The 14547-nt window shown below is 59.8% G+C and carries 12 protein-coding genes; 4 read left to right on the forward strand and 8 right to left on the reverse strand.

Annotated elements, in window-relative coordinates:
• Positions 1 to 43: 43 nt before the first annotated feature.
• The 3 genes from AB4O11_RS22985 to pmrG all read right to left on the reverse strand — a co-directional run bounded on the left by AB4O11_RS22985 (position 44) and on the right by pmrG (position 3936).
• A complete protein-coding gene (locus AB4O11_RS22985) occupies positions 44 to 1561 on the reverse strand; it encodes an ArnT family glycosyltransferase (RefSeq protein ID WP_460128706.1) in 1518 nt (505 codons plus the stop codon).
• Positions 1558 to 3273, reverse strand: coding sequence for a lipid IV(A) 4-amino-4-deoxy-L-arabinosyltransferase (gene arnT, locus AB4O11_RS22990; protein WP_460128708.1), 1716 nt, complete (start codon positions 3271 to 3273; stop codon positions 1558 to 1560). The genes AB4O11_RS22985 and arnT overlap by 4 nt, the downstream gene beginning before the upstream one ends.
• A 63-nt stretch (positions 3274 to 3336) precedes the next feature.
• The gene (gene pmrG, locus AB4O11_RS22995) at positions 3337 to 3936 is read right to left on the reverse strand and encodes a lipopolysaccharide core heptose(II)-phosphate phosphatase PmrG (protein ID WP_427120128.1); all 600 of its coding nucleotides are present in this window, start codon (positions 3934 to 3936) and stop codon (positions 3337 to 3339) included.
• Positions 3937 to 4329: 393 nt separating this feature from the next.
• Here pmrG and AB4O11_RS23000 point away from each other — a divergent pair, with 393 nt between their 5' ends.
• Positions 4330 to 5634, forward strand: a complete 1305-nt coding sequence (locus AB4O11_RS23000; protein WP_460090861.1) for a sensor histidine kinase — start codon at positions 4330 to 4332, stop codon at positions 5632 to 5634.
• Here AB4O11_RS23000 and AB4O11_RS23005 read toward each other — a convergent pair.
• The 5 genes from AB4O11_RS23005 to AB4O11_RS23025 form a co-directional block, all read right to left on the reverse strand.
• Positions 5592 to 6143, reverse strand: a complete 552-nt coding sequence (locus tag AB4O11_RS23005; RefSeq protein WP_175554290.1) for a PqiC family protein — start codon at positions 6141 to 6143, stop codon at positions 5592 to 5594. The genes AB4O11_RS23000 and AB4O11_RS23005 overlap by 43 nt on opposite strands.
• A gap of 17 nt (positions 6144 to 6160) precedes the next feature.
• Positions 6161 to 7816, reverse strand: coding sequence for a PqiB family protein (locus AB4O11_RS23010; RefSeq protein WP_093432672.1), 1656 nt, complete (start codon positions 7814 to 7816; stop codon positions 6161 to 6163).
• Positions 7817 to 8001: 185 nt separating this feature from the next.
• A complete protein-coding gene (locus AB4O11_RS23015) occupies positions 8002 to 9303 on the reverse strand; it encodes an NAD(P)/FAD-dependent oxidoreductase (protein WP_460090865.1) in 1302 nt (433 codons plus the stop codon).
• Positions 9300 to 10388, reverse strand: coding sequence for a polyamine ABC transporter substrate-binding protein (locus AB4O11_RS23020; protein WP_460128711.1), 1089 nt, complete (start codon positions 10386 to 10388; stop codon positions 9300 to 9302). Before AB4O11_RS23020 ends, AB4O11_RS23015 begins: the two co-directional genes overlap by 4 nt.
• A 156-nt stretch (positions 10389 to 10544) precedes the next feature.
• A complete protein-coding gene (locus tag AB4O11_RS23025; RefSeq protein ID WP_099759124.1) occupies positions 10545 to 11903 on the reverse strand; it encodes a glutamine synthetase family protein in 1359 nt (452 codons plus the stop codon).
• 162 nt (positions 11904 to 12065) lie between these two features.
• Here AB4O11_RS23025 and AB4O11_RS23030 point away from each other — a divergent pair, with 162 nt between their 5' ends.
• From AB4O11_RS23030 to AB4O11_RS23040, 3 genes are all read left to right on the forward strand, one after another.
• On the forward strand, positions 12066 to 12965 hold the full coding sequence (locus AB4O11_RS23030; RefSeq protein ID WP_194935055.1) for a helix-turn-helix domain-containing protein: 900 nt from the start codon (positions 12066 to 12068) through the stop codon (positions 12963 to 12965).
• A gap of 91 nt (positions 12966 to 13056) precedes the next feature.
• Positions 13057 to 13566, forward strand: coding sequence for a sigma-70 family RNA polymerase sigma factor (locus AB4O11_RS23035; RefSeq protein WP_116256183.1), 510 nt, complete (start codon positions 13057 to 13059; stop codon positions 13564 to 13566).
• The gene (locus AB4O11_RS23040; RefSeq protein ID WP_460128714.1) at positions 13563 to 14513 is read left to right on the forward strand and encodes a FecR domain-containing protein; all 951 of its coding nucleotides are present in this window, start codon (positions 13563 to 13565) and stop codon (positions 14511 to 14513) included. Before AB4O11_RS23035 ends, AB4O11_RS23040 begins: the two co-directional genes overlap by 4 nt.
• Positions 14514 to 14547: the final 34 nt, after the last annotated feature.

The following is a 14547-nucleotide window of genomic DNA, read 5'->3' on the forward strand; positions in this document are numbered from 1 at the left end:
CTCGGTGACGCACGGTTGCCGTGCGTCATTCCGCGTCAGCTATTCAGGAGGGATTGGGGATGTAGGCGACGCTCTGGTCGGTGCGGCCATGGAACACCTGTTCGCCGCGGGTTGGCGTGGTGCTGATGGCCCGGTGATCGGCGCTCAGGTAGTCGAGTGGCAGCGGATCACCACTGCGGTATTGGGCAACAATGATGGTGTGTTGCGCGTCCCAGTGCTGACCGCTGCTGCGCTCCAGCCAGGCTAATAACGCCGCACTGTTGCCGGTACGCGGAAAGTCCGCAGTTTCCGGCACGTAGTAGAAGGGCGCACCGCCGGTTTGCAGGTACATCGGGACTTTGTTGTCGACCTCGATCATGACCATACGCCACTGACTCAACGGTGCCTGCTGGCTGGCCTGTTCGCGTACCGTTTCACCGAAGCGGATCACGCCGCCTCCGCTGTTGGTCCACGGATACAACACACCGAGCACGCCGACCATGACCGCCGTGGCGATCGCAAAGCCGACGTGCAAGCCACGCCCTTGAAGGTTGCGCGCGGCCATCCGGCGGGTAATCCACCACGCACCGAGCAGTTGCGCGAACGGCACCAGAGGCAACACGTAATAGCTGCGTCGGCTGCCGCTGGCGGTGAAAAACAGCAGCAACAGGCCGAGACCCTGAATCAGCCAGCGGGTGTCCGGCTCAATGTTTCGCCAGTTTCGCAGCGCCACCCACAGGGCGATGATCCAGCACGGCGCCCACGGCAGGGTGTAGACCGGCAAGTACAACAAATAGGTGTAGATCGGGCCGATGTTGTCGAACGGCTGGAAAAACCGCACGACGTTTTCGCGCAACACCAGTTCCAGACCGCTTTGCCGATAGTCGGGGGATCCGTAGACATTCGAGAGCAGGAACGGCAATCCATAGAACGCCCCGGCGATCAGCAGCGCGGCGCACAGGCGCCGGTTGAGATGGCGTTTCCAGCGTCCGTCTTGCAGCAGATGCGGCAACAGCAGCAGCCCCGGCAGGATGAAACCGATCAGGCCCTTGAACAGTGATGTCAGCGCCAACAGGCAAAAAAACACCCCATAGCGCCAGAGCCGGGTGTCATCCGGCCCACGCCAATACCACCACACCGCCGCGAGAACACCGCAGACTGTGAGGATGTCGGCCGTCGCGACCCGCGCCCAGAAGACGAAATAGAATGTGGTCGCCAACATCCATCCGGCAATCAGCCCGGTGCCTTTGCGAAACAATTGCTCGCCCAAGAGGTACACCAGCCATACGCTGATCCACGCCGAAATAACCGACGACAAGCGCAATGACCACGGCCCCAGGCCTCCGGTCAGCCAGGACGTCGCGGTGATCAGCCAGTACGACAGCAATGGTTTGTCGTAGTACGGATCGCCCTTGAGATACGGGTCGAAGTAATCACCACTTTGCAGCATCTGCAACGCGATATTGGCCCAGCGGGTTTCCGCGCCCCAGAGTTCGCGGCTGCCCAGCCCAAGCAGCAACATCAGCGCAGTCGCTGCGAGAAGAATCCATAACGCCCTGCGTTCTTTGGCCGTTGCGGTCATGGCTGGCGCTTGGCGAAAATGTAGATCTGCAGATTGCCGCGCTGGTAATGCTTGCCGTCAGCCGGCAACAGCTCGATTTCCTGCGCTTCCTGGGTGCTGTTGACGCGCATCACCACCGCCACCGAGCCTTTTTTGCGCGCTTCGGTCATCCATTGGCCGACATCATCCAGACCGACCTTGCGGGCAGCCATGGCCGGATCGTCGAGGCCGTATTTCAGTTCACCGACGGTATTGAACAGATCCACTTGCGGCCGCTTCAGACGCCAGGCCAAGGCCGACGCGGCGCCAAGGTCATTACTCAACAGCGAGGACGCTTCGCTCAAGGCCTGTTGATGCTCGGCAATAAACTGGTCGGGCATCTTGCTGTCGACGATTTGCGCCGGCATTGCGGCGGGCAGCAAGGCGATCAGCAGACCGATGCCGAGCGCCGGCATGGCCCACATCGTCAGCGGCCGCATGACTTGCAGGGCATTGGCGATGATCCAGCCGATCAGCACGATATACACCAGCGACAGGCTGAACATCTCGGTGTTTTCGTAGAGTTCCTTGCTCGCTTGCAGGTAGATCAGCGCAATCAGGGCAACGCTGCCCATTACGGTATTGATCACGCCGTTCAGGCGCAGAACCTGCGTGTTGCGCTGCTCCAGCCAGTTCACCACGGTGTAGCCCATCAGCAGGGCCAGAGGAAACAGGCACGGCATGATGTAGGTCGGCAGCTTGCCGCTGCTCAGACTGAAAAAGATCAGCGGCAGCACAAACCACAGCGCCAGAAACGCGGTTTTTGCCTCGCGTTTTTCACGCCAGGTACGAATCAGCGTCGACGGCAACAACAGCGCCCATGGCAACGTCGAAGCAAACAGCAACGGCAGATAGAACCACCACGGCCGTGCATGCTGGGCATCATCGCCAGCGGCGAAACGGCGGATGTGTTCATGCCAGAAGAAAAACCGCCAGAAGTCCGGCTCGCGCACGTGTACCGCCAGTGCCCACGGCACGCTGACCAATGCGGCCACCAGTATCGCCACCGGGCCGTAGCGCAGCAGTTCGCTGAAACGGCGTTGCCAGATCATGTAGGGCAGGGCGATCAGCACCGGCAGCAGCAGGGCCAGAAAGCCTTTGGTCATCAGGCCCATGCCACAAGCGGCGCCGAGCAATGCCCAACTGCCGAGACGGGCCTTGGGGGTGGTGCTGTCGATGGCAAACCACACCGCTACCAGACTGAGGTTGACCCACAAGGTGAACTGCGGATCGAGGTTGGCGTAGCCTGCCTGACCGGCGATCAGGCCAAAACTCATGTACAGCAAGGCACATGCCGCGCTGATCCGCGGGTTGTTCCAGAGCCTGCGTGCCAACAGATAGGCGATCCAGACGCTGACGCCCGTACTCACCGCCGAAGCGATGCGCACACCGAACAGGTTGTCGCCGAAAATCGCCTGGCCGATGGCGATCATCCAGTATCCGGCAATCGGTTTCTCGAAATAGCGAATGCCCATGAAATGCGGCGCGACCCAGTTGCCGCTCAGCAGCATTTCCTGGCTGATCTGGCCGTAACGGGTTTCGTCGGGAATCCACAAACCGTGGCTCATCAGCGGCAACAGATAAAACAGCACAAACGCCAGGACCAACCCAGGGATCGCCCAGTGTTCGATCAGCGAGGGAGGTTGCATCAAATGACGGGCAGCGTGGCGCAACGGAGGGGTATCGGACGTCATGACTGAGCCTTGGGGCGAATAAATAGTATCTGGCTTAAAACACTAGAAGCCGTGGCGGTTTTTTCATTGTTTATGTGTAACGTCTAATATCTGCCAGAACGGTGTATTGATAATGCCCAGCACTGTAAGTTGTTTCCGGTCATCAATTCGTACAAGTAAGGTACTGCCATACTCGGCGGCAATCGCGTGAGGAAAACCGGTCTGTTTTTCAAAATCACTGATACAGCCGCTGTGCGTGACCAGTACAAGATTCTGCTGCGCCACTTTGCGCGCGACGATGTCATCGCGAAGTGTCGGGCCGCAGGTGGCCAGCCAGTCTTCGGCGCTGGCGTCGTGGCCGAACATGTAATGCGCGGTTTGCGCCGTGCGGGTCAGCGGGCTGCTCAACACCACGGCCTGCTGCATGCCCAGTCTGACGAAGCCTTGACCGACCGCTTGCGCCGCGCGACTGCCCACTTCGGTGATGCCATCCGCCGGGCCCAGGCAAGTATTGCTCGAACGATCGCAGCGTTCGGTGTGTCGCACCAGCGCAACGACTTCACCGGCCCGCCAGGCTTTTATCCATTGAGCGGTGGTGCTGTGCCCGGCATGATCGAGGTCGGTCGGTGAGCGCGGCCACCAGACAAAACCACTGACCAGAATGGCCAGTGCGATGACGCACACGAGTGCAACCCATAGCCGAAAGCGCGGCGTACGCCGGTACCGAAATAAATGTTTCAACTGAAATAATTGCGCCACAATGTTGCCTCTTTAAACGCCAGATAGTTCATTCAGTGCAACGCAAGGCTTGGGCAGCGAGCAACTTTACGACTGTTTACTTGAATGCTGGCTGAACACTACGTTCAAGGTCGTCGGGGCGCGGTGAAGAACATGTGAAAAAATTGCCAGAAGTTACTTCGGACAAACTAAAGCGCCTATTTGATAAACAAACTCAATTGTTGTTTTTGTTTATCGAGGGGCCTTAACAAGTCTCCATCGTTGCGGTGAAGCTCAGGCTGTCACGCAACGGCATAGCGCCGGGCTAGCCGGATAAACACTCAGGAGTCGTTCGAACGCATGGATCTCAAGCAAAGCCTGACAAAACGGATCGTGATCGTGTTCGCCCTGATGAGTGCTCTTGTGGCCGGTGTGTTTGCGTTGGGGATCGTCGCCAGCGTGCACGTGGTCGAGCGCAAGTTGACCACCACCACGCTAAGCGGAGGTCTACGCCGTTTATTGGCAATGGATGACATCAGTCACTGGAGCCACGCCCCGGAAAAGGGCGAATTGTTTTTTTTCGAGGGTGGCCAGGGGCCGTTGGCACTGACCCGGCAACTGGCGGCGCTGCCCTTGGGCTTTCAGGAAATCACTTTTCACGGTGACGCTTTCTACGCCATGGTCGAAGCCGTCGGCGGGCGCAAATACGTCCTGCTGCGCGATCAGGAAAGCCTCGAACAACGTGAGCATCTGCTGTTTATTGTGGTAATTGTCGGGTTCATCCTCAGCGTGATTCTGGCGATTATTCTGGGCCGCTTGCTGGCGCGACGGGTCATGGCGCCGGTGATTCGTCTGGCCCGCCAGGTGCGCCACCGCGATCAGCTCATCGAGGTGGCGCCGCCGTTGCATCCCGATTACGCCGCTGATGAGGTCGGCGAGCTGGCGCTGTCGTTCGATCAGACGTTGGGACGTCTGCGCGCCACCTTGAGCCGGGAGAAACTGTTCACCAGCGATGTCAGCCATGAACTGCGCACGCCGTTGATGGTGCTGAGCACGTCCTGTGAGTTGCTGCTGGCGAATCCGTCGCTTGATGCCCGCTCGACGGCGCAAGTCAGCCGGATTGCCCGGGCCAGCCACGAGATGCGCCAATTGGTCGAAACCTTTCTGATGCTGGCGCGCAAACCCGAAGAAGTCCGCGTGCAGTCCACCTGCACACTGAAGGAGATTGCCGATGCGCAGACAGAGGTGTGGGGCCGCTTGATCCGCGAAAAAGGCCTGGAGTTTGTCTACGATCCGCAGCACGCCGGCGCCGGACGCTTCAACCTGACCTTTCTGCAATCAGTGATGGGCAACCTGTTGCGCAACGCCTGGCATTACACCGACCACGGTTTTGTGCGACTGACCTTGCAGGAAAACAGCTTCGTGGTCGAAGACAGCGGCATCGGTATCCCGGAAGAACAGCGCCATGCGATGTTCCAGCCTTTCGTGCGCGGTGACGAACAGCGCGGCGAAGGGCTCGGCTTGGGGCTTTCACTGGTGCAGCGGATCTGCAGCCAGCAACAATGGCAGGTGAAACTCACCACCCGTGAGCCGAATGGCTGTCGCTTTACTGTGACGCTGATTCAGGACGCGGGCGGGCAGCCGCGCGGATTGCCGGCAGCCTGACTGATCGCCGCAGCCAGGCGTTTGACGTTGTTCTGCTGGGCCGTCACCAGCTCATCGATGCTCGGGCCTGAAGGTGTTTGCAAGGTCGAGCGGCAGGTCAGCAGTCCACTGTCGGTCGCCCCTGATGGACGCAGACGCCATTTGGCGTCGATCAAGGCGTACTGCCCCGGGATCGAATCGAAGCGCTGCACTTCGATGCGTACCGAGGTAGCGCCCTGGCCGCCGGTATTGCTCAATTGATCGCTCAGCGCACCGCGCAGCTCATCGGCAAGTGTCGCGCCCCACCAATCGGTTTCCAGAATCGCCAGGCCGCTGTTGCCTTGGCGGATAACGATTTGCGCGCGGTCGACCTGTGGCGGAACGCTGAGGGCTTCGATCGGAATCTGCGTGCCGCCGCCCTTGTTACTCAGTTGCACCGGGGTCAGGGTGTGAAAGCTGATCGGGTCGCTGCGGCAGGCGCCCAACAGCAACACGGCAGCGAGCACGGTGATCTTCAGCGGTAAAGCCATTGTGGTAGCTCCTGTGCTCAATTGCGTGGTGGCCCTTTCAGATCCAGCGGCGCGGCGTTATCGGGACGACCGCGAATCAGCGATTCCGGATGTCGGCCCAGGTAATCCGACAGCTCACGCAGCGAGCGCGACATCCGCCCGAGTTCGTCGAGGGTTTCCGTGAGTTTCTCGCGTTGTGGCGAATCTTCGGCCAGGGTCGAACTGGCGGACTGCAAGGTCTTGCTGACGTCGGCAAGGGTGCTCTGCACGCCCGGCAGGGTCTTGGCGTTGAACTGGCTCAGGCCTTTGCGCAGCTCGACCAGATTGCTGTCGAGGTTACCGGCAATCCGTTCAACCGGCAGTTTGTTGAGCTTGTCGACCATCGCTTCGAGTTTTTCCTGCAACTGTTCGAGGCTGCCCGGAACGGTCGGTAGAACGACCGGACGAGCGCTTGGATCGAACGCGACTTTCTCCGCTTTCGGAAAGAAGTCCAGTGCCACGTACAACTGGCCGGTCAGCAGGTTGCCACTGCGGGCCTGGGCACGCAGGCCATTATCGACGAAAGTGCCCAGCAGGCGGATGCCAGCGGCTTCGTCGTTAGGGTCGTGCTTGAATTCGGTGAGCATCTTTTTGTAGGCCTGACCGAGACGCTGCGGGTAAATGACGATGCCGACATTAAGCGGGAAGGTGCGTTTTTTTGCATCGAAATCCAGGTTGATGCCCACGACCCGGCCGATTTCCATACCGAGGAACTCGACCGGCGCATCGACCTTGAGTCCGCGCAGCGACTGGTCGAATCGCAGCACCATGTATTGCGCCTTGCCGTTCGGCGGGGCGAGGGCACTCTGCTGGTCGGCGAACAGTTCGAAATCCTTGTCGTCAGCGGCGGCCACATCGTTGGGACTGTAATCCGGAGCGCGGAACGCAATACCGCCCACCAGCATCGTCGACAGCGATTCGGTCTTCACGGCAAAGCCGTTGGCACCGACATTGATGTCGATGCCGCTGGCATTCCAGAAGCGGGTATTTTCAGTGACGAACGCGTCGTTCGGCGCGTGAATGAACACCTCGATGTCCACCCCTTTGCCTTCGGGATTGAGGGCGTAGGTGACGACCTGACCGACCGGAATCTTGCGGTAATAAACCGGAGAACCGATGTCCAGCGAACCGAGGTCCGGTGCATGCAGCATGAAGCGCTTGCCCGGTTCGCCGTAGGTGATCGGCGGCGGATTTTCCAAGCCTTTGAAGTGTTTGGCGCGGTTGTCGGCCTGACCGATGTCGGCACCGATGTAGTCACCGGAAAGCAGGGTGTCGATACCCGAAACGCCACCGGCGCCAATGCGCGGGCGAACCACCCAGAACTGTGAGTCTTCGCGCGTGAAGGTTTCCGCCTGTTTGGACAGTTTGATGGTGGCGTCGACACTTTTCTGGTCGTTACTCAACTCGACGTCTGTCACCTGACCGATGACCACGTTGCGGTATTTGACCTCGGTCTTGTTGGCCGTCAGGCCGCTGCCGGTCTTGAAGTTGACGATGATCGTCGGCCCTTCCTGCATCACGTTGTGCACCACCAGCGAGATGCCCACGAGCACCGCCACAATCGGCACGATCCAGACGAGTGAAATGCTGAAACGGCGGGTTTTGACTGGGGCTTGGCCTGGTGCTCGCGGCTCGTCGGTGGCTGACGACTTCATCCATGTCCTCCTCGATTGATTGGGCACTGAGCGTCAGGAACGCCAAAGCACCTCATCAATATAGAAGTGCTTGGCGATAGAGCAAATGTGAATAGCTCACCTGCCGCGACCTGATCGTTCCCACGCAGAGCGTGGGAACGATCAAAGCCGGGAACGATTAGAGCGTGTCAGCGCGGTTTGTGCTGTCAGCCGAGCATTTCCCGCAGGCGATACCAGAACATCCCCAGTGCCAGCAGTGGCGAACGCAAGGCCGGGCCTCCGGGGAAGGTCATGTGCGGCACGCCGCTGAACACGTCCATGCCTTGGCTGTGACCGGCATGAATTGCCTCGCCGAGCAGTTTCGCGCACCAGTGCGTGACGTTCAGGCCATGGCCGGAATAACCCTGCGCATAGAACACGTTCGGGTGCTGCTTGAGCCGGCCGACCTGCGGAAAGCGGTTGGCGGTGATGCCAATCTTCCCACCCCACTGGTAATCGATGCGCACGTCGGCCAGTTGCGGGAAGACCTTGAGCATCTTCGGGCGCATGTAAGCGGCGATGTCCGCCGGATCGCGCCCGGAATAGTGGCAGGCACCGCCGAACAGCAGGCGCCGGTCCGCCGAGAGCCGGTAGTAATCGAGGCCGACTTTCTGGTCGCACACCGCCAGATTGTGCGGGATCAGTTGCGCGGCGCGTTCTTCGGACAATGGCTCAGTGGCGATGATGTAACTGCCGGCGGGCAGGACTTTGCCACTGAGTTGTTGTTCGAGGTCGTCCAGATGCGCGTTGCAGCCGAGCACCAGACTGCCGGCACGCACTGAGCCCTTGGCGCAACGCACCTGCACGGTCGGGCCGTGGATGATTTCCAGCACTTCACTCTGCTCGAAAATTCGCACGCCGAGTGACGCCGCCAGTCGCGCTTCGCCCTGCACCAGATCCAGCGGGTGCAGGTGCCCGGAACCCATGTCGACCAGTCCGCCGGCATAGATGTCGGAATTCACCACTTGCTGGCGGATCTGCTCCGGGCCGATCAGACGGGTTTCGTGGGCATAACCGAGTTCGGCGAGGTCGACCAGCTCATCCTTGAAGGCCGCGAACTGCGCCGGGGTATTGGCCAGATCGCAGAAGCCCCAGCGCAGATCACATTCGATGCCGTTGTCGCCGATGCGCTGACGCACCAGTTCCACCGAATCGATGCCGGCGCGCTGCAAATAACGCACGCCTTCCTGGCCGACATATTTGGCGAAGCCTTCAACTTCATGACCGATCCCGCGAATCAACTGACCGCCGTTGCGCCCGCTGGCGCCCCAGCCGATGCGCCGGGCTTCGATCAACACCACCGACAATCCGCGCTGAGCCAGTTCTATGGCGGTGTTGACCCCGGTGAACCCGCCGCCGATCACGCAGACATCGGCTGTCAGGTCAGCGTCCAATACCGGATAAGGTGTGGTCGCCCGCGCCGAAGCAGCGTAGTAGGAGCGAGCGTGTTCTTGGGTGTACTGATTCATTTGTTCGACTTCACTTTGCTCCAGGAGCGGGTCATCAGACGCATGATTGCCTGGGGCGGGGTGGTAGAAATGTAGAGTTTATCGAGCACGGCTTGAGGTGGGTAAACCTCTGGGTTGTTGACCAGTTCCGGATCCATGAACTGCTTGGCGGCCGGGTTCGGGTTGGCGTAACCCACCGAAGCGCTGACTTTGGCGATCACTTGCGGATCGAGCAGGTAATTGATGAAGGCGTGGGCTTCTTTGGTGTTGCTCGCATCGGCGGGGATGGCCAACAGATCAAACCAGAGGTTGGCGCCTTCCTTCGGAATGGCGTAAGCGATGTTCACGCCGTTCTTGGCTTCCTTGGCGCGGTTGGCGGCCTGGAACACGTCGCCGGAGTAACCGAAGGCCACGCAGATGTCACCGTTGGCCAGATCCGACACGTATTTCGAGGAATGGAAATAGGTGATGTACGGACGGATGCTGAGCAGTTTCGCTTCAGCCTTTTTATAGTCTTCCGGGTTTTCGCTGCGCGGGTCCAGGCCCATGTAATTGAGCATCGCCGGGAAGACTTCGTCGGCGGAGTCCATCATCGACACGCCGCACTGGGTGAGTTTTTTCAGGTTCTCGGGTTCGAACAGCACGGCCCAGGAATCGATGTGGTCGATGCCCAGCACTTGCTTGACCTTGTCGACGTTGTAGCCGATGCCATTGGTGCCCCACAGGTACGGCACCGAATGCTGGTTGCCCGGGTCGTTTTTCTCCAACAGCTCGAGCAGTTTCGGGTCGAGGTTTTTCCAGTTCGGCAGTTGCGAACGGTCGAGTTTGAGGAACGCGCCAGCCTTCACCTGACGCGCGAGGAAATGGTTGGACGGCACTACTACGTCATAGCCGGTGCGACCGGCGAGCAGTTTGCCTTCGAGGGTTTCGTTGGAGTCGAAAACGTCGTAGATCACCTTGATCCCGGATTTGCTCTGGAAGTCGGCGAGGGTGGTTTCGCCGATGTAGTCGGTCCAGTTGTAGATGCTGACCGTCGGCTGGGCGTGAGCTACAGCGCTAAACAGCACGCTCAGGGCAACCGGGAGTACGGATTTCAACAGACGCATTTCGACACCTCTTTTTCGAATGATCGTTCCCACGCTCTGCGTGGGAATGCCTCAACGGACGCTCCGCGTTCGGCTTTGGATGGGACGCGGAGCGTCCGGGCTGCATTCCCACGCAGAGCGTGGGAACGATCGACACAGGGGATCTTTTGGCTTTGCTCAGACGCTCAGCATCAGGAACTCACGCTCCCACGAACTGATCACGCGCTTGAAGTTTTCATGCTCGGCACGTTTCACCGCGACGTAGCCACGGACAAACTTGTCGCCCAGGTACTGCGCAACGGTCTCGCACTCTTCCATTTGCGTCAGCGCTTCCTCGATGGTGATCGGCAGGCGCAGGTTGCGGCGCTCGTAAGCACGGCCATGGACCGCAGCGCTCGGTTCGATGCCTTCAACCATGCCGATGTAACCGCAGAGCAAACTCGCGGCAATCGCCAGGTACGGGTTGGCATCGGCGCCCGGCAGACGGTTTTCCACGCGCATGGCTTCCGGGCTAGACGTTGGCACACGCAGGCCGACGGTGCGGTTTTCTTCGCCCCATTCGACGTTGACCGGCGCCGAGGTGTCCGGCAGGAAGCGGCGGAACGAGTTGACGTTCGGCGCGAACATCGGCAGCACTTTCGGGATGTATTTCTGCAAACCGCCGATGTAGTGCAGAAACAGTTCGCTCATCTGCCCGTCAGCGTTAGCAAAGATCGGTTTGCCCGTGGCAATGTCCACCACGCTCTGGTGAATGTGCATGGCGCTGCCAGGCTCGTCGCCGATCGGCTTGGCCATGAACGTCGCCGCAACGTTGTGCTTGAGCGCTGCCTCACGCATGGTGCGCTTGAACACGGTGATCTGGTCGGCCAGATCCAGTGCGTCGCCATGACGGAAGTTGATTTCCATCTGCGCCGGGCCGTCTTCGTGGATCAGCGTGTCGAGGTCCAGGCCTTGCAGTTCGCACCAGTCGTAGACGTCTTCGAATAAGGGATCGAATTCGTTGGCGGCGTCGATGGAGAACGACTGACGACCGCTTTCAGCACGGCCCGAGCGGCCGAGCGGTGCCTTCAGCGGCAAGTCCGGGTCTTCGCAGCGTTGGGTCAGGTAGAACTCCATTTCCGGCGCCACAATCGGCTTCCAGCCTTTGTCGGTGTACAGCTGCAAGACTTTCTTCAACACGTTGCGCGGCGACAGTTCGATCGGGTTGCCGAACTTGTCGAAGGTGTCGTGGATGACGATGGCGGTCGGCTCGATCGCCCATGGAATCACGTAGACCGCGTCAGCCACTGGCTTGCAGACCATGTCGATATCGGCAGGATCGAGCAGATCGTAGTAGATGTCGTCGTCGACAAAATCCCCGGTTACCGTTTGCAGCAGCACACTTTCCGGCAGGCGCATGCCTCGCTCATGCAGGAACTTGTTGGTCGGTGCGATCTTGCCGCGGGCAATGCCGGTCAGGTCGCTGACCACACATTCAACTTCGGTAATCTTGTGATCTTTCAGCCATGTGAACAGCTGATCGAAAGGGGCATTCATAAAGACCTCGTTATTGGTTTTATAGACGCCGGGGAGGGCGGGTTTCATCTTCCGCCCCTTCCCCTGTGGCGCGTTGACGACTATCTTGGGCGAGCCTTGCAGTTCCATCTATCCACTTTAAGCAGCACCAAAGCGCACCAAAAGAGTGCGCAAGGTCACCCCATGACAACGTGCAATTCGCTCCAGGTTCAAGCGTTCAACACCGCCGATGTGGCCGAGCAAGTCCGCGCCACACCGGGCTGGGTCCAGCATTACCAACAAATGTCGCCGGGCCATTTCGCCGGGCAGATCCGCTATCTGGATCTGCAGGGTGTCGAGGTCTACGAAGAGCAGATGAACACCCGCGTCGAGCAGAACTTCAGCGCGCCATCGGGTGCTTTGGCGTTCTGTTTCGATCGCAGTGACAACGCGCTGTATCTGCTCAATGAAGAGAGCCGCAACATCTGGATCACCCCGGAGAACTACCAGGAAATCGCCGTGGTGTTCGGTCCGGAGTTTGTCCGTCAGCACGGTCTGAATGTGGCGAAACTCGAAGGGTTGTTCATGACGCAACTCAATTGCGGGCAGAACGCCTTGTTCAGTCGCTGGTTAAGCTCAACTCTCACGAAGTTGTCGCAAGCTGTTGATCTGCTTGATAAAGAGTCATTGACGCAGCAGCTACTTGAAGACTGCCTGTTCATCCTCGACAACGCTCACACCAGCCTCGATCGCGGCGGATTACAGCGGCGTAGCGAAGAGCGGATGATCATGAAACGGGTGGGGGAATGGGCGGCGGATTCGCCGGAAGACACCGTCAATCTGCTTGAGCTGTCACACGTGGCAGGCGTGCCGTTGCGCCAATTGCAGCAGGCATTCAAGGCCTACACCGGGATGACCCCGAGTCACTGGCTGCGCCTGCGCCGGTTGAACAGCGCACACCGTGAATTGCTCAAGCGCCGGCCAACGGAGACCACCGTGGCCGAGGTGGCGATGCACTGGTCGTTCTGGCATTTGGGAAGGTTTTCCAGCAGTTACCGGGCATTGTTCAAGGAGTTGCCGAGCGAGACCTTGAAGCGCTCATGAAAGCTGTCGCGGTTAAAAAAGGCTTTGTCTCGGCGCTGAAGTTAAATAGAATCACTCTCATTTGAAACTGACTTCGCGCAGGACTCTTGAGATGACTGAAGCAGCGACGCCATCGCCGCAGCACCTGCACGAACTGTATCGCGATCACCGAGGCTGGCTGGAAACCTGGCTGCGCCGGCGCATGGGCAATGCCTGGGATGCGGCGGACCTGAGCCAGGACACGTTCTTGCGCGTGCTGTGCAGCGCTCAGCCGATTGCCGACGTGCGTGAACCGCGCGCGTATTTGCTGACCGTGGGCAAACGCCTGCTGAGCAATTTCTACACCCGCCGCAGTCTGGAAAAAGCCTACCTCGAAGCCTTGGCGCAGTTGCCGGAGGAGTGCGTGCCGTCGCCCGAACAACGTTGGCTGCTGCTGGAAACCCTGCAAGCGCTGGATGAACTGCTCGATGGTTTGCCCCGGGCTGTGCGCCGGGCGTTTTTGTGGAGTCAGCTTGAAGGCCTCGGTTACCGCGAAATCGCCGAGCGCTTGCAGGTCTCAGAACGCACAATAAAACGTTATATGGCGCAGGCTTACGAGCATTGTTTGATGTTGGATCTATGATGCGTGTCGCGCCCGGCAACGAAGCGCGTGAAGTCGCCCGTGCCGCCGCACAGTGGTTGGCATTGCTCGAATCCGGCGAGGCCAGTGAAGCCGATCACGTGCGACTGAAGCACTGGCGCGACAGCGATAGCCGCCATGAAAACGCCTGGCAGAAGCTTCAATCGTTGCGTCAGCGCTTTTCCAGTCTGCCAGCAGAATTGGCCATGGCCACACTCGATCGCCCGGATCTGGCGCGGCGGGCAGCATTGAAAAGGGCGCTGGGGCTGGCGGCTTTGGTGCCTGCGGCGTGGCTGATCAGTCGCCAGTTGCCGCTCGACGTCTGGCGCGCGGATTTGCAGACTTCCACCGGAGAGCACAAGCGAACACGGCTGGCCGACGGCAGCACCTTGCAACTGAACACCGCCAGTGCGGTGAACGTCGATCTGGCCAGCCGTCAATTGACGTTGGTGCGCGGCGAAATGGCGCTCAACGTTCCGGGTAGCACGGCGTTGACGGTCAACGCGCCGTACGGTCGGATCGTTGTCAGCCGCAGCGAAATCTGCGTGCGCCTCAACGAGCGTGACTGCAACGTGTCGGTGGTCAGCGGCTCGGTGCAATTGCAGCCGTTGCGCGGGCCGGCACTTTGGTTGAGCGCCGGGCAACAGGTCAATCTGCACGCTTCCGGCGCCGGGCCGGTCGCGCTGTTCGACGCCAAAATGCCGGGCTGGCGTGACGGTGTGTTGATGGCGCAAAACCAGCCGTTGGGGGATTTTCTTCGCGAGTTGAGCCGTTATCGCTCGGGGCTTCTGCGCTGGGAGCCGGGACTTGAACGTCTACGTGTCACCGGCAGTTTCCGTCTCGACGACACCGATAAAGTGCTGGCGCTGCTGGCGGCGAGCCTGCCGTTGGAGGTGCATTCGCGCACGCGTTTCTGGGTAACGCTGACGCCGCGAAAAAATTTCGTCTGAAGCCTGTCCCTTTTTTCGCCTCGCTGGTCATTCC

The organism is Pseudomonas sp. H1_D05, assembly GCF_054682705.1.

What these genes read in the sequence shown, in the direction of transcription:
- AB4O11_RS22985 (WP_460128706.1), bottom strand. Translation starts at nt 1,561, where the DNA reads ATGACCGCAACGGCCAAAGAACGCAGGGCGTTATGGATTCTTCTCGCA.
- arnT (WP_460128708.1), bottom strand. Translation starts at nt 3,273, where the DNA reads ATGACGTCCGATACCCCTCCGTTGCGCCACGCTGCCCGTCATTTGATG.
- AB4O11_RS23000 (WP_460090861.1), top strand. Translation starts at nt 4,330, where the DNA reads ATGGATCTCAAGCAAAGCCTGACAAAACGGATCGTGATCGTGTTCGCC.
- AB4O11_RS23005 (WP_175554290.1), bottom strand. Translation starts at nt 6,143, where the DNA reads ATGGCTTTACCGCTGAAGATCACCGTGCTCGCTGCCGTGTTGCTGTTG.
- AB4O11_RS23010 (WP_093432672.1), bottom strand. Translation starts at nt 7,816, where the DNA reads ATGAAGTCGTCAGCCACCGACGAGCCGCGAGCACCAGGCCAAGCCCCA.
- AB4O11_RS23015 (WP_460090865.1), bottom strand. Translation starts at nt 9,303, where the DNA reads ATGAATCAGTACACCCAAGAACACGCTCGCTCCTACTACGCTGCTTCG.
- AB4O11_RS23020 (WP_460128711.1), bottom strand. Translation starts at nt 10,388, where the DNA reads ATGCGTCTGTTGAAATCCGTACTCCCGGTTGCCCTGAGCGTGCTGTTT.
- AB4O11_RS23025 (WP_099759124.1), bottom strand. Translation starts at nt 11,903, where the DNA reads ATGAATGCCCCTTTCGATCAGCTGTTCACATGGCTGAAAGATCACAAG.
- AB4O11_RS23030 (WP_194935055.1), top strand. Translation starts at nt 12,066, where the DNA reads ATGACAACGTGCAATTCGCTCCAGGTTCAAGCGTTCAACACCGCCGAT.
- AB4O11_RS23035 (WP_116256183.1), top strand. Translation starts at nt 13,057, where the DNA reads ATGACTGAAGCAGCGACGCCATCGCCGCAGCACCTGCACGAACTGTAT.
- AB4O11_RS23040 (WP_460128714.1), top strand. Translation starts at nt 13,563, where the DNA reads ATGATGCGTGTCGCGCCCGGCAACGAAGCGCGTGAAGTCGCCCGTGCC.